The organism is Synechococcus sp. SynAce01, from assembly GCF_001885215.1.
Classification (GTDB): domain Bacteria; phylum Cyanobacteriota; class Cyanobacteriia; order PCC-6307; family Cyanobiaceae; genus Regnicoccus; species Regnicoccus frigidus.
The window spans coordinates 1,952,539-1,973,482 of record NZ_CP018091.1 but is presented as its reverse complement, the minus strand read 5'-3'; the positions used below and the strand labels follow the sequence as shown (position 1 = coordinate 1,973,482).

21 protein-coding genes are annotated in these 20,944 nt (G+C 65.3%); 9 read left to right on the top strand and 12 right to left on the bottom strand.

Annotated features, from left to right (window positions below; all coding sequences use genetic code 11):
- Positions 1-15: 15 nt before the first annotated feature.
- The 5 genes from BM449_RS10305 to raiA form a co-directional block, all read right to left on the bottom strand.
- Positions 16-1,251, bottom strand: coding sequence for a glycosyltransferase family 4 protein (locus tag BM449_RS10305; RefSeq protein WP_071801141.1), 1,236 nt, complete (start codon positions 1,249-1,251; stop codon positions 16-18).
- A 26-nt stretch (positions 1,252-1,277) separates the two neighbouring features.
- On the bottom strand, positions 1,278-2,579 hold the full coding sequence (locus tag BM449_RS10300; RefSeq protein WP_233831328.1) for an MFS transporter: 1,302 nt from the start codon (positions 2,577-2,579) through the stop codon (positions 1,278-1,280).
- Positions 2,580-2,691: 112 nt separating this feature from the next.
- A complete protein-coding gene (recO, locus tag BM449_RS10295; protein WP_071801140.1) occupies positions 2,692-3,522 on the bottom strand; it encodes a DNA repair protein RecO in 831 nt (276 codons plus the stop codon).
- On the bottom strand, positions 3,519-4,244 hold the full coding sequence (deoC, locus tag BM449_RS10290) for a deoxyribose-phosphate aldolase (protein ID WP_071801139.1): 726 nt from the start codon (positions 4,242-4,244) through the stop codon (positions 3,519-3,521). Before deoC ends, recO begins: the two co-directional genes overlap by 4 nt.
- Positions 4,245-4,248: 4 nt before the next feature.
- Entirely contained in the window at positions 4,249-4,839 is a 591-nt protein-coding gene (raiA, locus tag BM449_RS10285) for a ribosome-associated translation inhibitor RaiA (protein ID WP_071801138.1), read from the bottom strand.
- 156 nt (positions 4,840-4,995) lie between these two features.
- Here raiA and lipB point away from each other — a divergent pair, with 156 nt between their 5' ends.
- The 5 genes from lipB (at position 4,996) to queA (ending at position 10,904) form a co-directional block, all read left to right on the top strand.
- The gene (lipB, locus tag BM449_RS10280) at positions 4,996-5,673 is read left to right on the top strand and encodes a lipoyl(octanoyl) transferase LipB (protein WP_071801137.1); all 678 of its coding nucleotides are present in this window, start codon (positions 4,996-4,998) and stop codon (positions 5,671-5,673) included.
- A gap of 32 nt (positions 5,674-5,705) precedes the next feature.
- Entirely contained in the window at positions 5,706-7,631 is a 1,926-nt protein-coding gene (locus BM449_RS10275) for an AMP-binding protein (protein ID WP_071801136.1), read from the top strand.
- Between the two features lie 66 nt (positions 7,632-7,697).
- The gene (locus BM449_RS10270; RefSeq protein WP_071801135.1) at positions 7,698-8,186 is read left to right on the top strand and encodes a YlqD family protein; all 489 of its coding nucleotides are present in this window, start codon (positions 7,698-7,700) and stop codon (positions 8,184-8,186) included.
- A gap of 134 nt (positions 8,187-8,320) precedes the next feature.
- A complete protein-coding gene (locus BM449_RS10265; protein WP_071801134.1) occupies positions 8,321-9,706 on the top strand; it encodes a dihydrolipoamide acetyltransferase family protein in 1,386 nt (461 codons plus the stop codon).
- A gap of 1 nt (position 9,707) precedes the next feature.
- Complete coding sequence (gene queA / locus BM449_RS10260; protein ID WP_083544510.1) at positions 9,708-10,904, top strand: tRNA preQ1(34) S-adenosylmethionine ribosyltransferase-isomerase QueA; 1,197 nt, start codon at positions 9,708-9,710, stop codon at positions 10,902-10,904.
- A gap of 39 nt (positions 10,905-10,943) precedes the next feature.
- Here queA and BM449_RS10255 read toward each other — a convergent pair whose 3' ends face one another.
- From BM449_RS10255 to BM449_RS10245, 3 genes are all read right to left on the bottom strand, one after another.
- Positions 10,944-11,543 (bottom strand): superoxide dismutase, encoded by a 600-nt coding sequence (locus BM449_RS10255; RefSeq protein WP_071801133.1) that lies wholly within the window; start codon positions 11,541-11,543, stop codon positions 10,944-10,946.
- 179 nt (positions 11,544-11,722) lie between these two features.
- Positions 11,723-12,412, bottom strand: a complete 690-nt coding sequence (locus BM449_RS10250; RefSeq protein ID WP_071801132.1) for an FKBP-type peptidyl-prolyl cis-trans isomerase — start codon at positions 12,410-12,412, stop codon at positions 11,723-11,725.
- Between the two features lie 66 nt (positions 12,413-12,478).
- Positions 12,479-12,820 (bottom strand): hypothetical protein, encoded by a 342-nt coding sequence (locus BM449_RS10245; RefSeq protein WP_071801131.1) that lies wholly within the window; start codon positions 12,818-12,820, stop codon positions 12,479-12,481.
- 54 nt (positions 12,821-12,874) lie between these two features.
- Between BM449_RS10245 and BM449_RS10240 the strand changes: the two genes are divergently transcribed.
- Positions 12,875-14,416, top strand: a complete 1,542-nt coding sequence (locus BM449_RS10240) for an apolipoprotein N-acyltransferase (protein ID WP_071801130.1) — start codon at positions 12,875-12,877, stop codon at positions 14,414-14,416.
- Between the two features lie 163 nt (positions 14,417-14,579).
- Here BM449_RS10240 and BM449_RS10235 read toward each other — a convergent pair whose 3' ends face one another.
- Positions 14,580-14,918, bottom strand: a complete 339-nt coding sequence (locus BM449_RS10235) for an RNA-binding protein (RefSeq protein ID WP_071801129.1) — start codon at positions 14,916-14,918, stop codon at positions 14,580-14,582.
- Between the two features lie 167 nt (positions 14,919-15,085).
- On the opposite strand from BM449_RS10235, the gene BM449_RS10230 reads away from it, so the two are divergent.
- Together BM449_RS10230 and BM449_RS10225 are read left to right on the top strand one after the other, a co-directional pair.
- Positions 15,086-15,625 carry a PAP/fibrillin family protein gene (locus BM449_RS10230; protein ID WP_071801128.1) on the top strand — a complete coding sequence of 180 codons (540 nt, stop codon included), beginning with the start codon at positions 15,086-15,088 and terminating at the stop codon, positions 15,623-15,625.
- Positions 15,626-15,648: 23 nt separating this feature from the next.
- Positions 15,649-15,966 (top strand): cell division protein SepF, encoded by a 318-nt coding sequence (locus tag BM449_RS10225; RefSeq protein ID WP_233831326.1) that lies wholly within the window; start codon positions 15,649-15,651, stop codon positions 15,964-15,966.
- Positions 15,967-16,021: 55 nt separating this feature from the next.
- Here the strand turns inward: BM449_RS10225 and BM449_RS10220 are convergent, their stop codons facing one another.
- Complete coding sequence (locus BM449_RS10220; RefSeq protein WP_233831324.1) at positions 16,022-16,747, bottom strand: HAD family hydrolase; 726 nt, start codon at positions 16,745-16,747, stop codon at positions 16,022-16,024.
- 434 nt (positions 16,748-17,181) lie between these two features.
- Here BM449_RS10220 and BM449_RS10215 point away from each other — a divergent pair, with 434 nt between their 5' ends.
- Positions 17,182-17,706 (top strand): hypothetical protein, encoded by a 525-nt coding sequence (locus BM449_RS10215; RefSeq protein ID WP_071801127.1) that lies wholly within the window; start codon positions 17,182-17,184, stop codon positions 17,704-17,706.
- Positions 17,707-17,712: 6 nt separating this feature from the next.
- Here the strand turns inward: BM449_RS10215 and BM449_RS10210 are convergent, their stop codons facing one another.
- Both BM449_RS10210 and BM449_RS10205 read right to left on the bottom strand, forming a co-directional pair.
- Positions 17,713-18,084 (bottom strand): YciI family protein, encoded by a 372-nt coding sequence (locus BM449_RS10210; protein WP_071801126.1) that lies wholly within the window; start codon positions 18,082-18,084, stop codon positions 17,713-17,715.
- Positions 18,085-18,131: 47 nt separating this feature from the next.
- Entirely contained in the window at positions 18,132-20,924 is a 2,793-nt protein-coding gene (locus BM449_RS10205) for an AAA family ATPase (protein ID WP_071801125.1), read from the bottom strand.
- Positions 20,925-20,944: the final 20 nt, after the last annotated feature.

Genomic DNA, 20,944 nt, shown 5'->3' with positions numbered 1-20,944 from the left:
CGCCCGAGGCCAGACTCAGGCCGCCAGCGATGGCAAGGGAACCAGCTCGGCATACAGCGATTCGAGCGCTGCGATGTTGCGCCCGAGGGTGTAGCGCTCCAGGGCGCGGGCGCGGGCACGGACTCCGAGCGCGGCCGTCAGGACCGGCTGATCCCGCAACACTGGCAACAGGGTGCGCAGTTGGGTCGTGACCCCCTGGGTACTGATCACGATGCCAGCGCCGCCCTCAAGCACCTCACCGTCAGCGCCGGCATCGGTGGCCACACAGGCCGTTCCGCAAGCCATCGCCTCCAGCAACGCCAGGGACAGACCCTCCACCAGCGACGGCAGCAGAAAGACCTCGGTGAGCTGCAACAGGGCCACCCGCTTGTCGCAGTCGGCTTCATCGCCCCACCACTCCACATCGGGGTCGTCGGAGCTCGCCATCAGTGACCCGCGCAGGGGGCCATCGCCGACGATCAGCAGTACGCAGCCCTGGGGGCGGACCAGCCGCCAGGCCTTCAGCAAGGCCTCCACGTTCTTCTCCGTGGCCAACCGGCCCATGTAGAGGAACACCCGACGACCTTGGAACCGCCTGCGCAACTGGGCGAGTTCGGCCGTGATCGCGCCGGTGGGGGCAGGTTGCCAACGGTCGGTGTCCACCCCGTTGGGGATGACAGCCAGCCGCTCCTCGCGCACCCCCAGCCGGGCGAGCAGCTCGGCCTGCCGATCGGAGAACACGATCACCCGGTCGAACTTGGCCAGGGTCGGTGCATAGATCTGATAGGTCAGCTGCTGGGTACCGGCCGACAGGTTGCGCAGGCCCGCATCAAAAGCCGGATGGAAGGTGGCCACCAGCGGCACACCCAGATGCTGGCAAAGGTCTGGCAGCCGAAAATCCAGCGGCGAGAGGGTGAGGCTGGCGTGGACGAGGTCAGGCTTGAGCTGTTCAAGCGATTCGCGCAGCTCCCGTTGCGCTCCGGGCGAAGGGATCGTGTAGGCCTGGGATTTGACCAGATAGGGCAAGGCCACATCACCGCTGTCGCCCTCCGATCGGCCAACCGCACTGGATCGGCTCTCAGCACTGCCTCGGGTCTGGCGGCCTTCGAGTTGCAGGCCATCCCAGCCAAAACCCAGGCCAGATGACGGATTATCGAAGTGGATGAAGCTGATGCGGTGGCCCAGCTGCTGGAGCCGCTCGGTGGTGGAGAGGCCGTAGGAGACGTTGCCGCAGAAAGGGGATTTCTTGCCCAGCCAGGCGATATGAGCCACCTGCCCCGCTCTTCTGAAACTGAACGCTAGCAGCGACGCCAGGGCTGCTCCAGCAGGGCCGCGACAGCGGCGATTGCCGCCAGGATCCAGAGCACCGGCAGCAGCCCGTAACGACTCACCACCGTTCCCGCCAGGACCAGCGGCAGGCTGAGCGCGATGTTGATCAGATTGTTCTGCAGGCCGAACACCTTGCCGCGCAGGGGCTCTGGCGTGTCTTCCTGGATGGTGGTCTGGGCCGGGATCGCCAGCAGCGAAGCACCAATACCAAGCAATGCACAGAGCGCCAGGGTGAGCACCAAGTTGCCGGTGACCTGGCCAAGCAGGACCAGGCTGAACGAAATCATGCCCAGTCCGGAGGTGGCCATCAGCCGGCGGCGCAGGCCTTGACCGAGCTGGGCCACGGCCAGGGCGCCCACCGCCATACCCACGCCGCTCATCGCCAGCAGGGTTCCGAACTGGGTGGGCCCGAGGCCCTGGATGGCTGAAGCCAGGCTGATCGCCAGAACGTAAAGCGCCGCAAGAATGCTGTATAGGAGCACCAGCTGGAGCATGGCGCTGCGCAGGCGGGGCCGCTCGCGCAAGACGTCCAGTCCTTGGGCAATTTCACTCCAGACGCTGGTTCCGCGTTCCTGCCGCGGCGTTTCGCGAATCGAAATGGTGCTGATCGAAAAAGCCGCCAGCCCGTAGCAGAGCGGCAAAAGCACGAACTCGCCGCCGCCGATCCCGATCGCCGCGAAGCCGTTGCGCAGCAACCGCAGCACCGGATCCCCCAGGGCAAAGCCCACGATCGTGGCACCCATGCTGGTGGCCTGATACAGAGAAATCGCTGGCAAAAGCAGCGGCCTGGGCACCAGTAGGGGAATGGCAGCCTGCTCAGCCGGGGCGAAGAACTGGGTCAGCACCGATTCGAGCAGCGTCATCCCGATCAATCCCCAGTACCCCCAGCTCAGGCCGAACAGATAGGGGCCAGGAATCAGGGCCAGGGGAGCCAGCAGCACCAGGCCGCCGCGCAGGGCATTGGAAGCGACCATCACCTGACGCTTGGGCCAGCGATCCGCCCAGACACCAGCCACCGTGCCCAGGAGCATGGCGGGCAAGGTATTGGCGACATAGATCCCTGTGGCCAGCAGCGTGATCATCTGGGTGCGGGTCTCGAAGTCGAGCCGCAGGGTGGCGGCAGCCTCGGCCAAAGCTCCGTTGTCCTGGGGGGTGTCGGTGACCCAGTACTGGGCGATCAGGAACACCATCAGCACGATGTAGAACCTGTCAGCCAGCTGGGAGAAGATCTGCCCGATCCACAGCCGCCGGAACTCCGGCAGGGCCAGCACCGCCTCAAGCCCTTCCTTCCCTTTCGGTGGATCCTGCTTGGTTTCGTCCTGTTTGGCTGCGGCATCGGCCGGCCCCGGCGGGGGCGTGGGTCTGGAGTATCCGCTCAAGGTGTCAACCGTTACGGGGCAATGATGGCTCAGAGCCCATGGCCAACCGGGTGGATGGCTCGAAACAGCCGCGCAACAGGCTGAAGGCACGGCAGCGGCGGCCCAGGTGTTCGCCGCCCCAGACCTCCACCAATTGCAGCAGCCGCAGCCATACCCCTTCGGGCCCGATCAGGGTTCCGTCCCGGCGTCGGGGCAGACCGGGCCGCGGCAGACGCTGCAACAGGGCCAGCTCCGAGGCATTAAGCACCAGCACGGCACCTGCTTCGGCCCCAATCAGCAGGCCCAGGCTGGGCAGCAGGCTGCAGCGCCAGTCCCAGTTCCCCACGGGGGGCTCCAGCGCACGGCCGCTGCGGGCGCAGCTCTGCAGCGGCAGGCCGTAGCCGCCGAGGGCGAGCAGGTGAACGCTGCCCTGCACCGCGATCGCCAAGGCCTCGAGGTTGGGCTGGTGTTCCTTGACCACCTGCTCCAGGCGACCCAACTGCATCAGCAAGTCGTCGAGGACCCCGGCCACCCCATCGCCACTGGGCACCAGCTGCAGGCAGAGCTCGGCAAGGGCCTGGGCGACCGCCAGGGTTTCCAGCCTTTGGGCCAGCTGGCTGTAGCTGCGCAGCACCTTGAGCTGACGAACCCGTCGCAGGCCGCTGCCCCCACTCACCTGCAACTGCAGCAGTGACAACGGCACAGCCGCCGCCAAGCTGCTGCGGGGCCTGCGGGCGCCGGGCACCGCCAGCCGCGTCAGGCCTTCGCCATCGCTGAGCAGGGTGAGTAGGCGATCGTTCTCTCCAAGAGGGCCGGATTTGAGGCACAAGCCCTCAAGCCGCCCGTCCGGACTCACGCCGGCCCATCCCCGCTCTGGCGGCTCGTCGATGGAATGCTGGACGCTGAACCAGTGGAGGGTGGACGGCGCAGGGCCTCCATCAGGGCCACCCCCCGGCTGGTGCCCAGCCGAGTGGCTCCCGCTTCGACCAAGGCAAAGGCCTGCTCCAGGGTGGTGATTCCCCCCGAGGCCTTGATGGCGGCACGGCCACGCGCCAATTCCCGCAGCTCACTGACCTGCTCGGCGGTGGCGGCCGGCCCGAACCCACTGCCGGTCTTGAGAAAGGCGGCGCCGGCGTCGATCGAGGCCTCCACGAGCAATTGCAGGGCTTCGCGCCCCAGTCGACCTGCTTCGAGGATCACCTTCACCGGCAGGCCCAGCTCGACAATCGAAGCAATCTCGTCGTAGACGGCGCCGCCATTTCCATCGGCAAGGGCACCGAAATCCGGCACCAGATCGAGCTCATCAGCCCCGGCCTCCGCCGCCGCCTCAGCCTCAGCTCGCTTGATCGCGTTGGGCACAGCGCCGAAAGGGAAGGCCACAACGCCAATAAGTTTCACCTTGGTGTCACGCCCGAGTCGCTCCCGGGCAACCGGCAGCCAGCGGGAGGACACGCACACTCCGGCAAAGCCGAAATGCCTGGCTTGGTCGCAGCAACGCCCAATCGCCTCCCGACCTTGGTGGGGATCGAGCAGGGCATGATCGATCAGAGGAGCAAGGTCAGGGCGATCGCGGGCCAAAAGCTCAGGACTCCTTGGATTGGATCACTCCATAACCGCCGTGATTACGGTGATAGACCACCTGAATTTCACCGCTTTTGCTATCGCGGTAAACATAAAAATCGTGGTCAATCAGTTCCAGTTGATTGAGGGCTTCCTCCAGGCCCATGCGTGGCATGGAGAAATACTTCCGCCGCACCGCCGGCGGCGGCAGGGCAGGCTCACGATCACCGATCAGATCACCCGGCTGGATGGCTGCCACAGTGGCCTCATCATCCAGCTGATCAACCTGCTTCAAGGCAGACTCTTCGCCATGATGATCGCTGAGACGTTCTTTGTAACGCTTGAGCTGACGACTGAGCTTGCCGGCCACCATGTCGATGCTGGAGTACAGGTTTTCGCTGCGTTCCTGGGCTCGAATCACCATGCCGTTGGCAAAGACCGTGACCTCGGCCGTCTGCTGGGTCACCCGCGGGTTGCGCGCGACGGAGAGATGGACATCGGCTTCCTGGACGAGACCCTCGAAATGGTTGATCGCCCGACTTAGCTTGGCCTGCGTGTAATCGCGGATGGCTGGAGTGACCTCAAGATTGCGTCCGTGGATCAAGAGCTTCATCGAACACCTCTGCATCAAGAACAGTGGAAACAGCAATCACCCCTGCCCAAGCGGCCGGAGCAACGTTCACTGCATCAAATTCCACTGCAACGAATTGAACTGCATCGAACCACCTTTGCAGCGATCCGATTGGTTTGATTCTAAGCAGGCGAGTGCATGAATTCCCGACTTGACGCAATCCTTTTCGATCCCATTTCGATTGTTCCCTTCCAGCTGGCCTGGGGCTGGCAGCGGGTGCTGCAGGCGCGCCTGCTGGCCGACTCCAGCGGGCCTGAAGCCTTGCTGTTAGTGCAGCACCCCGATTGCTACACCCTGGGACGGGGGGCCTCTGAGCAGCACCTGCGCTTTGATCCGGCCGCAGCGCCGGCCCCCCTGTTCCGGATCGATCGGGGAGGAGAGGTCACCCACCACCTGCCTGGTCAACTGGTGGCCTATCCCGTGCTGAACCTGAGCCGTCATGGCGCCGACCTCCACCTCTATCTGCGCGAGCTGGAAGCGGCGGTGCTCGATGTCTTGGCTGTCCTCGGACTGGCCGGCGAGCGCATCGAGGGCCTGACCGGTGTCTGGTTAGAGGGTCAGAAGGTGGCGGCGTTCGGGGTGGGAGCACGACGCTGGATCAGCCAGCACGGTCTAGCGCTGAACGTGAACTGCGATCTCAGCGGATTTGGCGCCATCGCACCCTGTGGGCTGATTGATCGTCCGGTAGGCCGCCTTTGCGACTGGATCCCCGGTCTGCTCCCCGAGCAGGTGCAACCCCTGCTCCAGCAAGCGCTGGCCAGCCGGTTTGGCTTGACCCTGCGTTCGCCGACCCTGGCTGAGCGGCTCTGGAGGTGATATGGCTAGGGGCCAACCGAGCGGGATCCTTCGTGAAAGGCAGAGCTGAGATCCACTGGCAGGGCGATCGCCTTGATCAGCAGGCCCTGGCCGCGCGCCATGACTGGAGCGGCCTGAACGGCCTCGAGCAGCTCTGGCCGGCCCTGGCGGAACGCTATGGCGAAGCGCTGGCCCTGGAGGCCCCCCACAGCCATCCGCCCCAGTGCCTCAGCTATACGGGCCTCAACACCGCCATCGGCGAGGCCGCCGCCGCCTTTGCTGCCCTCGGGGTGAGGGCCGGTGATGTGGTGGCCCTCTTCGCCGAAAATTCTCCCCGCTGGCTGGTGGCCGATCAGGGCCTGATGCGGGCCGGCGCCGCCGACGCGGTTCGGGGAAGCACGGCGCCAATCGATGAACTGCGTTACATCCTCGAGAATTCCGGCGCCATTGGCCTGGTGGTGGAATCGTCCGAGCTGCTTCGGGATCTCGATCTAGGCAGCCAGCAACGGGCAGCGCTGCGCTTCGTACTGGTGATTGAGGACAGTCCGGCTGTGAGTCAGACTGTGGCCCCGACCAGCCCCACCACAGACGGCCCTGTGCGGCCCGTGCTGCCCTGCCTGAGCTGGGACGCCTTTGCACAGCGGGGTGCGGCGGCGCCCCTGCCGGCCTTACCCGCCGGTGGCCCCCAGCGCCTGGCCACCTTGCTGTACACCTCGGGCACCACCGGGCGCCCCAAAGGGGTTCCCCTCAGCCACGCCAACCTGCTGCACCAGCTCGGCAGCCTCGGGGTGGCGGTGTCTCCGCAGCCAGGAGATCGGGCGCTCAGCGTGCTGCCGATCTGGCATGCCTACGAGCGCATGGCCGAATATTTCCTGCTCTCCTGCGGCTGCCAGCAGGCCTACACCACGCTCAAGCACCTGCGCAGCGATCTCCAGCGGATCAAACCGCAGTACATGATCAGCGTGCCCCGCCTCTGGGAAGCGCTGCTGGCCGGCTTCGAGGATGCCCTCGCTGCCATGCCGTCCTCCCGGCGCCGCTTGATCGGCACGGCCCTGGGCATCAGCCGGTTCCATGCCTTGCAGCGCCGGCGGGCCCTCAATCTCACCCTCACGAACGAACCCCCGGCGCGGCGGCTGCTGGCGGCCAGCCTGGCGTTGGCAAGCCTGCCGCTGCATGGCGTGGCCTCCCGGCTGTTCTGGCCCAAGGTGCGCCAGCAACTGGTGGGGGGGGTGATGCGTACAGCAATCAGCGGCGGCGGTGCCCTGGCCCTGCACGTGGATGGCTTCTTCGAAGCGATCGGCATCGAGCTCCTGGTGGGCTACGGGCTCACCGAAACCAGCCCGGTGCTGGCCTGCCGGCGGCGCTGGCACAACCGCCGCGGCAGCGCCGGACAACCACTGCCCGGCACGGCCCTGAAGATTGTCGATGCCGAGAGCGGCGCTCCCCTGACCTGGGGTGAGCGGGGCCGGGTACTGGGCCGGGGCCCCCAGGTGATGGGCGGCTATTTCCGTAATCCCGAGGCCACAGCCGCGGTGCTTGATGGCAAGGGCTGGTTTGACACCGGCGACCTCGGCCACCTGATGCCCGACGGCACCCTGGTGCTCACTGGCCGGGCCAAGGACACGATCGTGCTCAGCAGTGGCGAAAACATCGAGCCCGGCCCCCTGGAAGACGCCCTGGTGGCCCACCCGCTGGTGGAGCAGCTGATGCTGGTCGGCCAGGACCGTCGCCAGTTGGCGGCGCTGATGGTGGCCCGAGCAGAGAGGCCCAGCCCCGAGGTGCTGCGTGCACTCAAAGGAGAGTTCAACCGGCTGCTGGCCGCTCGCCCCGGTTCCCGCTCCGATGAACGGATCTGTGGGGTCGCTCTGGTGGAGCCGTTCACGATCGAGAACGGGCTGCTCACCCAGACCCTCAAGCAGCGCCGCGATCGGATCGCCAGTCGCGATGCTGAGGCCATCGAGTCGCTATACCGCAGTTGACCCCTTGACTGCTGGTTGACCCATTGACCGCTGGCCTGAGAGCCTGGGGGACGCTTCCCCCTTCCCATGACTGACGGCCATCCCTTAACGATCAAACGCACGATCACCGTGCGTGCCGTGGTGACACCACGCTGGAAGGAGGATGCCGAGCGGGAACTCAGTGCCGCGGTCAGCAACAGCGACCAACAGCTTGCCCAGCTGGAACAGGAAGGTCAGCAACTGGTCAGCGAGATTCGCCGGCAGAGCCTCAATCCGCTCGACCCGCGCGTCCAGGAGCAGGTGGGCTCCGTGCAACAACAGGTGGCGAGCAAGCGCAGCGAACTCGAAGAGCAGAAGCGCACCCTGCTCGAGCAGCAACGCCAGGTGCGGGAACTGGTGTTCGAGCAAATCGTTGACCAGGGCCAAATCGAGGGCACCTGCAAGATCAGGGTGGGCGACAACCTGGTCCAGAAGCTGCAGGTGGCGGTGCTGGTGCGTGACGGCGTGATCGAATCCATCGAGGGAGGCGAGACCACCGCCCCTGAGACCACGACCTCTGAGTCGATCTCCCTCTGAGGGCGTCGCCCTTGGAGAGCACCTCCATGAGGGCCTCCTCCATCAGGGCTACGCCCAAAGCGGGGCCGCAGCTCCACCCCTAACGGCCCCTTCACCGGTAAAATGCGTGGCCGGCAGCTTCTGGGATCAAGACTTTGGCGACCCACGACATTTTCATGCCCGCCCTGAGCTCCACCATGACGGAGGGCAAGATCGTCGAGTGGCTGAAAAAGCCCGGCGATCCAGTTGCCCGCGGTGAATCCGTGCTGGTGGTCGAATCGGACAAGGCAGACATGGATGTGGAGGCCTTCCAGGAGGGATTCCTTGCCGCTGTGTTGATGCCAGCAGGAGAATCAGCTCCCGTGGGCGAAACAATCGGCCTGATCGTCGAAACGGAGGCCGAGATCGCCGCCGCCCAGGCCAGCGCTCCTAGTTCTTCTGCCGCTGCCGTTGCGGCACCCTCCAAGCCGCCTGCAGCGGCAACGGCCCCGGTGAAACCGGCGGCTGAACCAGCTCCAGCGGCGAAGGCCCTCGTGGCTCCAGTGGCGGCGTCACCGGCAACGGCGCCGGTGGCGGAGATGTCCAACGCCACGACAACTGCAGCCAACGGCCGGTTGGTGGCCACACCGCGGGCCAAGAAGCTGGCCAAGCAGCTCGGCGTGGCCCTGGAAAGTTTGCGCGGCAGCGGCCCCCATGGCCGCATCCAGGCCGAGGACGTGGAGCGGGCCAGCGGCCAGCCGCTGAGCGTGCCCCGGGTATCGGAAGGCAGCAGTTCCTACGCACCTGCCACCGCTGCGCTGGCAGGCAACGGAGCCTCCGCCGCAGGGGCAGCGGGCGCGGCACCTCTGGGCCAGGCCTTCGGCAGCCCCGGCGAGACCGTGGCCTTCAACACCCTGCAGCAGGCAGTCATCCGCAACATGGCGGCCAGCCTGACCGTCCCCTGCTTCCACGTCGGCTACACGATCACCACCGATCGCTTCGATGCCTTCTACAAGCAGGTGAAGGCCAAGGGGGTCACGATGACGGCCCTGTTGGCCAAGGCCGTGGCGGTTGTCCTGGCTCGCCATCCTCAGGTCAATGCGGCCTACAGCGAGGCCGGCATGGCCTATCCGGCCAGCGTCAATGTGGCGGTGGCGGTGGCCATGGATGACGGTGGCCTGCTCACGCCCGTCTTGGCCAACGCCGACAAAACCGACCTTTATTCCCTCTCGCGCAGCTGGGCCGACCTGGTGGCCCGCTCCCGCACCAAACAGCTCAAGCCAGCCGAGTACAGCACCGGCACCTTCACCCTCTCCAACCTGGGCATGTATGGCGTCGATCGCTTTGATGCCATCCTGCCGCCGGGCACCGGCGCCATCCTGGCTGTGGCGGCTTCGCGGCCCTGCGTGGTGGCGGCCAGCGACGGCTCCATCTCGGTGAAGCGCCAGATGCAGGTGAACCTCACCGCCGACCACCGGGTCATCTATGGCACCCACGGCGCGGCCTTCCTCAAGGATCTTGCCGCCTTGATCGAAACCGACCCGGAAAGCCTGGCCCTCTGACGTGAGCGCAGCGCCTGAAGACGGAGATCTCCACCCCGACCTACGACTCTCCAGCTACGACTTCGATCTGCCTGAGTCGCGCATTGCCCAGCGGCCGGTGGAGCCCCGCCACGCCTCCCGGCTCCTGGCGGTCGAGCCCGACGGCTCGGCCCGTCACCTGCAGGTCTGGGATCTGCAGGCGGAGCTGGAACCCGGCGATCTGCTGGTGGTTAACGACACCCGCGTTCTCAAGGCCCGCTTGAAAGCCCGCCGGGCCAGTGGCGGAGCTGTGGAGCTTCTTTTGCTCGATCCCCTCGGAGATGGCTGCTGGCGGGCCTTGGCCAGACCGGCCAAACGGCTCAAGGCAGGCGAGATCCTGCAACTCGAAGCCGAGAATCAACCGCCGTTGGCCGTGGAGGTCGTCGGGGTGGACGGGCCAAGCGGCGGCCGGGTGATCCGCTTTGCCAGCGAGCGCGACACGGCGGCGGCGATGGAAGGCCTGTTGCAGCGCTACGGCGAAATCCCGCTGCCGCCGTATATCCACGCACACGATCCCAGCGACGACGAGCGCTATCAGACCCGCTACGCCAGCAGACCCGGAGCGGTGGCCGCCCCCACGGCCGGCCTCCATTTCAGCGATGCCCTGCTGAAGGCCCTCGCCGATCGGGGCGTCGAGCTGACCCGGATCACCCTGCATGTGGGCCTGGGCACCTTCCGCCCCGTCGAAGACGAAGACCTCACGGCCTTGGAGCTTCACAGTGAATGGGTGGAGGTGAGCCCCGAAGCCGTGGAGGCCGTGGCGGCCTGCCGGCGGCGGGGACGGCGGGTGATCGCGATCGGCACCACCAGCGTGCGCAGCCTCGAAGGGGTCGCAGCGCTCCATGGCGGGGTGCTGACCCCTTACCAGGGACCGGTGAACCTAGTGATCCAGCCCGGTTTCCGCTTCCAGGTGGTGGAGGGTCTGCTCACGAACTTCCACCTACCGCGCAGTTCACTGCTGCTGCTGGTGAGCGCTTTGCTCGGTCGCCAGCGCTTGCTGGATCTCTATGCCGAAGCGATCACGGCGGGCTACCGCTTCTTTTCCTATGGCGATGCGATGTGGATCGCCCCAGCCGCCGTGCGGCCGGCGGCAAGACCCGCTGCAGCAGCCAGCGAAAGCGGCTCCGCAGCGGATCAAAAAAAAGCCCCCGACGGAGCGGAGGCATCAAAACAGGGTTGAGACGATGCTGAAGGAGCAACACCGGAATCGCTGTCTGGATCAGGCGGCGGCCAGGTTGGCGGCCACGAAGTCCCAGTTGACCAGCTTGTCGAGGAAGGTGGTCATGTAATCAGGACGCCGGTTCTGGTAGTCGAGGTAGTAGGCGTGCTCCCAGACATCCATGGTGAGCAAGGCCTTCTGACCATGGGCGAGGGGAAGGTCGGCGTTGGCGGTCTTGGTGATCTTCAGGGTGCCGCCATCGAGCACCAGCCAGGCCCAGCCGCTACCGAACTGGGTGGCACCGGCCGCCTTGAACTGGGTGGCGAATTCCTCGAAGCTGCCGAAATCGGCGGAGATCTTGTCGGCAAGGGCTCCGCTGGGAGCACCGCCGCCACCCGCTTTGATCCCTTGCCAGTAGAAGGTGTGATTCCAGACCTGGGCCGCGTTGTTGAAAATGCCTGCCTTGCCGGCGTCACCGGCGACCGCCAGGATCACCTCTTCAAGACCCTTGCCATCCAGATCGGTGCCTTCCACCATCTTGTTGAGGTTGGTGACGTAGCCGGCGTGGTGCTTGCCGTGGTGGAACTCAAGGGTTTGGCGGGAGATATGGGGCTCAAGGGCGTCGAGTTCGTAGGGAAGCGCCGGCAGCTGAAAGGTCATGGGGTTCGAAGAGGAAATTCAGGGAAAGCGGCGGGGGCGTGAACGCCAGGGCCCGGGCGCCAGGATCGCGATCTGCAGGCAGGCCAGACACTGGAAAGAGGTCTGGAAACGGGTCACACCGCCCACCTCCATTGTAACAATTGATTCAGGTTGATGTTGCCTGGTAGCCCCCCTAGCCGTTAGCGGCCGACGCCGAGGAGCTCCACTTCGAAGATCAAGGTGGCATTGGCCGGAATCACGCCGCCAGCCCCACGCTCGCCGTAGGCCAGATCCGGCGGAATCACCAGCTTGCGCTTGCCGCCCACCTTCATGCCATCAACGCCCTCATCCCAGCCCTTGATCACACGACCGGCACCGAGGGGAAAGGAGAAGGGCTGGTTACGCCCATAGCTGCTGTCAAATTCGGTGCCATCTTCCAGAGTTCCGCGATAGTTCACCGACACGGTCTGGCCGCTGCTGGCCCCATCGCCCTCGCCGACTACCAGATCGGTGATCCGCAGCCCGCTTGCCGTGATCCGTTCCTTGGCTGCCACCATCTCGCCACCAAGATTGGCCGCCTGGGCCAGGTCGTTGCTGTCACTGGACATGGTTTCAGGTGCAACGGATTCAGGAGCCATCGTGAAAAGAGTGGGGTTGGGATCGTCGGGGTCGAGTTCAAGGCGTTCAGGGGCGGTGGCCACCGCCGCTTGAGCTGCGGGTCTTACGGCAGCTGTCTGGACGGCTGCCTGGGACACCGCCTGGAGGGCGATTTGGTCAGCACCCAGCGTCGAGCTGGAAGCGTCAACGCTGCTGGGCGCCAGAATCTGGCTGAACAGGGCCACCATCAGACAGGCCACGCAGACGGTCGTACTGATCAGGATGTCGCGCATCGCACCGGGTCAACCTCAAGGAGAATTGATTCTGCCAGTTGCCCCTCGCAGCCAGCGAGAGGTCGCTCAACCATCGGGGGTCTCCGACTCCCGCCTGGCTCGCAGCTGTTGCTCCAGGCGGTCGATGCGACCACGCAGCTCATCGATCTCTTTCTGGCGGGCCAAGCCCACGTCCTGGAGAAAGTGGTCGATGTTGCGCTCCATCTGACGACCGGCCTGCTTCTCCAGTTCGGGGTTATCGCCCCGCAGCGCTCGCATCACGTCGTCGACCAAGGTGGTGGCCTGGGCGGGATCCAACTGGCCACTGCTGACCCAGCCCTGGGTCACACTGCGCAGACGTTCTGCCACCAAGGAGCTGGTGCCAAGTCCACGGAGCAGAAGCTGTTGCAGCAGGTTGTCCCGGTCCATGGCGACAGTTGGTTTGGCGGTCCTTAATCATGGTCAACGGTTCGGCACCAAGCCATGGGCGATGACCGGCAACCTGGCTGGGTGGTCTCCACACCCGTTGCGGCCCTGGCCGGGACCCTCGCTGGACTGAGCCTGGCCCCGTTGGGCTGGCCACCCCTGCTCTGGCTGGCGTTGGTGCCGCTTTGGGGGCAGTCACTGCGGGATTCCGGAGCGCGGGGCAGGAAAGGACTCGGCGCCGGCGTCTGGGCGGCGGGCCTGTGGGGGGGCACGGCTGTGCTGGCGAGCCATCGCTGGCTGTTGTGGCTGCACCCACTCGATTGGGTGGGGATCCCTTTGCCGCTCAGCCTGCCCGTGTGCCTGGCGCTCTGGCTGGGTTGCGGTCTGGCGGCGGCCATCCTGGTGGCGCTCTGGTCGGTGCTGGTGCGTTGGCTGGGGCCAAGGCGGTGGAGCACGGCTGTGCTGACGGCAGCGATCTGGGGGCTGGCAGAAGTCTGGTTATCGCGCAGCCCCCTGTTCTGGATCGGCCTGGGAACCTCCCCCCTGCCGGGAGATCGGGCCTTGGCCGGCCTGGGGGCCCTCGGTGGGGCCGCCTTGGTGGCTGCGGCCCAGCTCTTGATCGCCTGGCTGCTCTGGCGGGCCCTTGAGGCGACGGCTGCGGCGAGAGTGGCGGCAAAGGTGGGGCGACGGCGAAGCGGCAATCGGAGCTGGTGGCTTGGCTTTGCCACCCTGACCGCGGCGTTGCATCTGCTGGGGTGGAGTCAGCTGCCCCCCGCTCGAGCCGAGCGGGGGGCTTCGGTCGAGGTTCTCGTGCTGCAGCCGGCGGTGCCGACCCGGGAGAAGTTCGAACCGGGCCGGCAACGACGCCTGCTTGAGCAGCTGGCTGCTGCCCGCCAGCAGGCTGCCCAGGAGGGTCTGGGGCCCTTGCTGCTGCCGGAAGGGTCGCTGGTGCTGGGCCAGAACTTGCCCAGCCAGGAGCCGGTTGAGGTGCTCAGCGGCGGTTTTCGCCAGGAGGGCGAGGAACTGCGCAGCAGCGTGCTGCGTTTTGGTCCCGATCAACTGGTGGCCAGCAGCTGGATCGACAAGCACCGACTGGTTCCGCTCGGTGAGTGGGTACCGCTTGCGCGGCTCTGGCGCTGGAGCGGCCTATCGGCCGTCGGTGGAGTGGAGCCAGGCGCACGCTCACGCCTGTTGCCGCGGCCCGAGGGCGCAATTGGGGTGGCCATCTGCTACGAGCTCTCCGATGGTCAGGCCTTGGCAGCAGCGAGCCGGAACGGTGCCGGCTGGCTGCTGGCCTCCGCCAACCTCGATCCCTATCCGCTCCTGCTCCAGGCTCAGTTCTCGGCGCTGGCTCAGTTGCGGGCGATAGAAACAGGCCGCTGGCTGGTGAGCTCCGCCAACACCGGTCCCAGCCAGGTGATCGACAGTCAGGGGAAGGTGCGGCGCCGGCTGCCTGCCGGACAGGCGGCAACCGCCCGTTTCAAGCTCGACGTACTCAGCGGCCTCACTCCCTATGCCCGCTGGCAGGAAGCCCCCCTGCTGGCGCTGGTGATCGTGGCGGCAGGGGCCGCCTACCTGCTGCCTGGCGATCGACCCTGAGCGTTAGGCAGGCCATCTGCGGCCATAAAAAAACCCCGCCAAAGCGGGGTTTGAGCGGATTACGACAAGAAACAGAACCTGATTTCAGGCCAATCTATCGAGGTAAGACAAGCCTGAATTCAGAACTCGGTTCCAATGGCACCGGGGAATGTCTTGGACGAATTCAGTAACGGCTGCGGCCACCGCCGCCGCCGCCGTAACCGCCACCGCCACCGCCGTAGCCGCCACCGCCGCCACGGCTGCCGCCGCCGCCGCCGCCACCACGGGGCTCAGCCTTGTTCACCCGGATCATCCTGTTCATCCATTCGACGTTCTGCAGATCGTCGATGGCCTTCTGTTCTTCGGCATCATTGGCCAGCTCGACAAAGGCGAAACCACGCTTACGGCCGGTTTCCCGGTCGAGGGGCAGGCTGCACTGGCGAACCTCTCCGTACTGACTGAAAAGGTCACGGAGATCCTCTTGTTCGGCGTCGAACGAAAGGTTGCCTATGTAAATTGTCATGTAACGTAAAAAAACTTGAACTGATCCGTCGAGGGCTCTAGCCCAGTTGTGAGCTAGCCAGAGGTCTATGAACCGCAATCACCCTACAACTCGCCAGCGACCTTTTGGCATTCCAGGTCTTTGAACTTGCGATCTTCACCTGACCTTTACCATCCAGGCCCGATGCCATGTCAAACCGTGATCAATTGCTGCAGGCCATGGCCACTCCAGGCCGGTGCACCGACCGGCAGATGGAACAGCTCATCGAGGCATTAGAGCAAGAGGAACCAGCGGATCTCGCCGATAGCCGCGCTCCGCTGGCAGGGGTCTGGGAGCTGCGCTGGAGCAGCAGCAGCCTCCCTTATCTAATGGTGGCGCCCTGGCTGGAAAATCTGCAGGTGCTGCGGCCGGAGCTGGGCCGTGGCATGAATCTGTTGCGGCCGGCCGGTCCTCTCGCTGGTCTGACGGCGATCGGCGTCGAGGCAAGCCTTGAGGTGGTGGGTAACCAGCGGGTCAACGTGTCCTTCCAGAAGGGGGGCTGGCTTGGTCCACGCCTCGGTGATCAGCGCCTGCAACTGTTCCGCCGAGTGCAGCAGAGCACTCCCGCCTGGCTCGACATGACAGTGCTGGATCAGGAGCTGCGGGTTTGCCGGGGCAACGCCGGCACCCTGTTCGCCCTGAAGCGGCGCCCCGATCTCCGCAGCGAAGACTTTCTGCCTGATCTATAAGCGACCCGACAGGCTCAGCCTTGGTGCTGGTCGCTTCTGGCTGTGCGTGGCACCCTGTGGCGATGAGCCGGTTCCCAGACTTGCCTCCGGAGGTGGTTTTGATGGAACCGCTGCGTTTCGAAGACGTCCTCGATGCCGTTCATGCGGTGCGTGAGCGCAAAACGGTGCTGCTCAATCTCGGTTCCATGTCTGCCGAGGAGGCCCAGCGCTCCGCGGACTTCGTGGCCGGTGGCGTCTACGCCTTGAATGGCCATCAAGAACGACTGAGCGAACTGGTTTTCCTGTTCGCTCCGTTCGGAGTGACGATCAACCGCGATGACAGTGAATTATCTGATCCTTGAGCCGTGGCTTTAAGCCTTGGCCTTATATCTTGGCCTAAATAAAGCCTGGACCGGCTCAATCGGGGGCCACCATGCCGAAGTGACGCAGACCTTCGATGATTCCTGCGCAGCCATGGTCTTGAGCCAGGTAGATGTTCTTGAGTTCGGGATGGAGGGCGCGGAGTTTGGGCTCGGCATTTCCCACCATGACCCCCTTGAGACCGGTTTCGAACATCGAGAGATCGTTGAGTGTGTCACCGGCTGTGACCACACGCTCGGGGGGAAGGTCCAGCAGCTGGAGCAAGCGCATCAAGGTGGAGCCCTTGTTCACTCCAGCCGGAAGAAGGTCGAGAAATTGATTATCGGAGAGCAGGCAATCCACCCCCAGGCTCTCCAGGCTGGCGAGAATGGAGGGATCAAACGTTTCGGGTTCGTAGTTGAAGGCGTAACGGCGCTCGGGGGGCTGGGCCTGGGGCTTGAGCCCGGCGACCCCGTCCAGGCAACCATCGACCAAAGGGGCCACAACCTTCCACTGGGCCTCGATCGGATCGACGGCCATCGGCACGGTTTCCAGGCTGAGGCCACAGGCCACCGTGCAGCCCACATCCCCGATCACCAGATGGGGCGCTGGCGGCGGCGGCTGAACTCCACCATCCAGCATGGCGCGCACGGCCCGACGGTCCCGACCGGTACAGAAAATATGCAACACCTCCTGGCGTTGATCCGCCAACCAGCCATAGAGCTGGCGGCGGCTTTCAGGTGAACCGCCCAACAGGGTTCCATCGAGATCGGTGACGAGCACCAAGGCTGGGTCGCGCGGCAGCACGCTTGAAATCTCAGCCTCAAATTGCTGACGGCTAGCGGTTTTGGAGATAGGTATGGAATTAATCGCGAAGATAATTATTTTATCATAATCATAAATTTCTGTCAAAAACTTCAGGATGTAGCTTCATGGGCAGCCTAAGTTCACGACACAAGATTTAGCAAAAAACCTGTGATTACAGCCCAAAGCCTAGTTTAAATCACTGACAAGTTGCTTTTACTGAGCTCACAAAGGCCTCTGTGGAAGCCTCTTCGCAGGGGTGTCCATACCTCTAGTTCCATGTGCTGCCATCCATCATCCAATGGCGCCGCAATCAAATCCATCCTATTCCGAGAGGTTCTGCAGGCCAGTCCGTCGGTTGCCAGCCCAATCGGCAGGATTTGAAGCAGACTTATCGTCTTAGCAGCTCCGCCATGTCCCGCGAACAGGATCCTTTTCGTATTCCACGCGCCGGCTGGGAGGTGGCTCCTCTGGCGGGCTTTGCCAGCGTCGATCTCAACGCCAACGGCGGTGCCTTCGGTGGTGGTGAGTTCATCTCCGAGTCCACCGTCGGTGGGGTGCTCACCTATGCGATCTACCAGGCCCTGCTCACCGCCCTGCGCACCGAGGCCCTGCGCAAGCGAGGTGAGATCGACCGCGCCACCCAGTTGAAACTGATCCTCAGCACCAGCCTGGAAACAGCCAAAACCGGCGTTGCCGTCGGAGCGGTGCTTTCCGTAGTGCTGCTGGTTTTCCCCTGGTTGGCCTTCCCCCTTTCGCTGCTGGGGGCCGTGGGGGCCGGCAAGGCCTCGCTCGATCTCTTCCACGCCTTCTGGGATGGGCTCGATGAGGACCAGAAACTGCAGGTCACCGTGGCGGCCCACGAGGCGGGGATCAGCCTGGCCAGCTTCTTCGGCGCAGGCAGCGACGGGCTCGGCAGGGCCGCGAAGAGCAGCTGAATCAGCTCAAGACTTCTGCTCTGCGTCTGGCTCTAGCTTTGAGTCTGGCTTTGACTTTGGCTCGCCATTAGGCGTTCTGCCACGGCCCAGTTCCCCCGCCACGACCCGCCATTCATGCAAGATCCAGCTCACGCAGCCAGAGGCGATGAGCGGGTCGCCGCGCACGATCGCTTCGGCTTCTGCAAAATCATGGGCCTGGAACAGGAGCATGCCACCGGCACCGCTGCCATTCCTGCCGAGTGACTCGCGCCAGTAGCCCGTACTCGGGTGATGGCCCAGCCGCTCAAGCTCCCTGACCCAGGTGAGATGGTCGGGGAGAAAACGATCGAAGCGGGCGCGGTCGACCACGCCTTCTTCGAGCTTCACGAACCAGGGCATGGCATCCGGTCGCCTTCCCGGCCATCTTGAACTGGCGCAGCAGGCGGCTACGGCATCGGGGAGCCAGCCCCGCCCAACCACACCCGGCCCGCCGGTTCAATCGCCATGGTTGAGGCCGGATCACAGGTCAACAGAATCACCTGCAGCCCCCGGTCGGCGGCCTCTTGCAGCATGTGCTGGACGCCGGCCTGGCGCTCTGGATCGGAATGGGCGAAAGCGTCGTCAAACACCAGGGGCAGGCTGCCGTCGTAGGCCTCCGCCAGCACCTCGGCCATGGCCACCCGCAGGGCGGCAGCGAACTGCTCACGGGCACCGGTGCTGAGCAGCTCGAAGGCAAAGGCCGCCTCGTTGCCACGGCGCCACCGAAGGCTGCCGAAGCCGCCGCGGGCGTCGTAGGCCAGGCTCGCGCGCGGAGCCTCCGGGAAGACATGGGCCAGGTAGGCGCCAATGCGCTTGGTCAGAGGCGCGGCGTACTGGCTGGCCATGGCGTTCTGTTCTTCCTCCAGCAAACGCCGCAGCAGCGAGAGAATGTCGGCCTCCTTCTGGAGGCGCTCGAGCTCGGAAAGCCGCGACTCCAGATCGGCTTGCTTTTGCTCCAGCTCAGCCTGGCGATCCACCTGCCCATCGCCCTGCAGCTTCCCCTCGGCGCGGATGCGGGCCTCGCTCGCCTCCCGTTCCTGCTGCTGCAGCGAGCGGATGGTTCGATCCAGAGCCTGGGCCTGGCGCTGCAGGTCCTCCGGAGCCAGAGCGGATAATTCCGCCTCAAGCTCACTGAGCTGGGCCGCTCCACGCTGGCGGCGTTCATCCAGGCCAGCGATTTCAGCCGCCAGGGCTTCGCTAGAGCCGCGGCGCTGCAACACGGCATCGATTCGGGTCCTGGCCTCAAGCAGCTGGTTCCGACTCTCGTTGAGGGCCAAGTCGGCGGACTTGAGCGCGTTCAGAAGCGAATCGAGCGCGCTCTCGGCCTCCTGGACAAAATGCAGCTGCCGCTGCTCGGCATCGAGGGCCTGCGTCCTGGCGATCCGGGCGATCCGCAGGTCGGACTCCAGCCGGGCCATCAGAGTCTCAGGGTCCTGATCGAGGCCTGAGTCGGAATCGGAGTTGGAGTCTGCGTTGGCGTTGTAGTTGGAGTTGGCGTTGGCGTTGGTAGGGGCGAAGTCAGCGGCGTGCGCATCCATCTGCTCCCGCAACTCATCCAGTTGTTGACGAATGGAGGCCGGATCCTCTGCACCGCGCTGCTCCAGCAGCCGTTCCCGCTCACCCAGCAGGTCGCTGCGACGCCGCTCCGCTGTGGCGGCGGCATCCACGGAGTCGAGCTGCCAGCGCGCCAGCTCCTTGCTGAGGGCGGCCTCACTCGCCTCCAGCTGCTGCTGGGCCTCGGCGGCCGTTGTTCCTCCTCCCGGGACCAAGCGCAGCTCGACGTTGTCGCCCACCTCAAGAACGGCGGTGGCAGAGAGCGTCCTGGTGCCGCCACTCGCCAACAGGTCCCCATTGATCCGCACCGGTTGGCCGGCGCGGATCACCTCGATGCCGGCGGCCATCGCCTCGGCCCTGACCCGGGCAGCCTGCAGCGCCTGCTGCCGCTGGCGCAGACGATCCACCGCCTGTGCATCGATCCCCGGGAGCAGAGCGAGATCCTTCTCCAGCGACGCCAGATTCGCCTGAAGCTGCTCGCCAGCCCGCAGACGGCTGGCAAGTTGCTGCCGGCGCTGCTCGAGGCGGGACCAACGCAGCCGTTGCTCGATCCCCTCTGCCCAAGCCGTGCGCTCTGCACTGGCCTGCCGCAGGCTTTCGAGCTGGCCGCGGGCCAACTGACGCTGCTGCTCAACGGCTCGGTGCCGGCTGTTGAGATCAACCTGCTGCCGTGTCTTCGGAGCCAGAGCAGCTTCGAGCGCTGCGGCCTGCTTGCGCTGGTGGTCCAGCTGGTCCCTGTCGGCCACGCGATCGTCAAACTCTTTGCGCAGACCCGTTAGCACAGGGCGCTCCTGGTTCACACGGGTGATCAGTTCCCGGCTGCGGCGCAGGCGGCCTTCAAGGGCCTGGCGCTCTTCGCTGCAGCGGGGCAGCTCAGAAGCCATGCGTACCTGAATGTCGACAGCCTGATCAAACGCCTGCTGGAACCCCTGCTGCTGCTGCAGGCTGTCCTCGATGTCCTTGAGATCATTGCGGGCTGCAGCGGCGGCGGCGGCGGCTCGTTGCAGGGCTGATCCCTTGCGCACCTGGGGTGTGCGGTTGCTGCCTCCGGCTGTGAACACCTCAGCCCAGCGCCTCTGGATGTCGTCGAGCACGGCCAGATCAAGGGGCGATTGCACCCCCAGGTCGGCACCGGCCTGCAGCCGCTCGACCAAGCGGTCATGGTCGTAGCTGGAACTGGGCAGGCCGAGAGGGTTGTCGCTGGAGGATCCCTGCCACACCCACAAATGCCCCCAACGTTCCTTGAGCTGCTCAGCCGCCGCACGGGTGCGGGCCACAGCTGCCGTACCAATCAGCTGGGCCAGCCGTTCCTCTGCCGCCTCTCCCTGCAGGCTCCGGCCTCCGGAATCCTGCAGCGAAACGCTGCCCCGGGTGCCGGCAAAGCGTTTGCGCAGGACCCAGCTGTCACCGGCGCAGCTGAAGGCCAATTCCACCTCGGGATCGGCCATGAAAGGGTCGCTCTTCATCGCATCAAGCACGCTGCCGCCGGTCTTGACCGGCAAGAACAGGGCGCGGTGGAGGGCTTCGGCGATGGTGCTCTTGCCGGACTGGTTCGGGCCAGCAATCACCGTGAATCGTGGATCGAACGCCAACGCCAGATCACGGTGGAGGCGGTAGTCGCGGACTCGAGCAGAGAGCAGGCGCATGGGGTTGGTTCTCTCCGGTC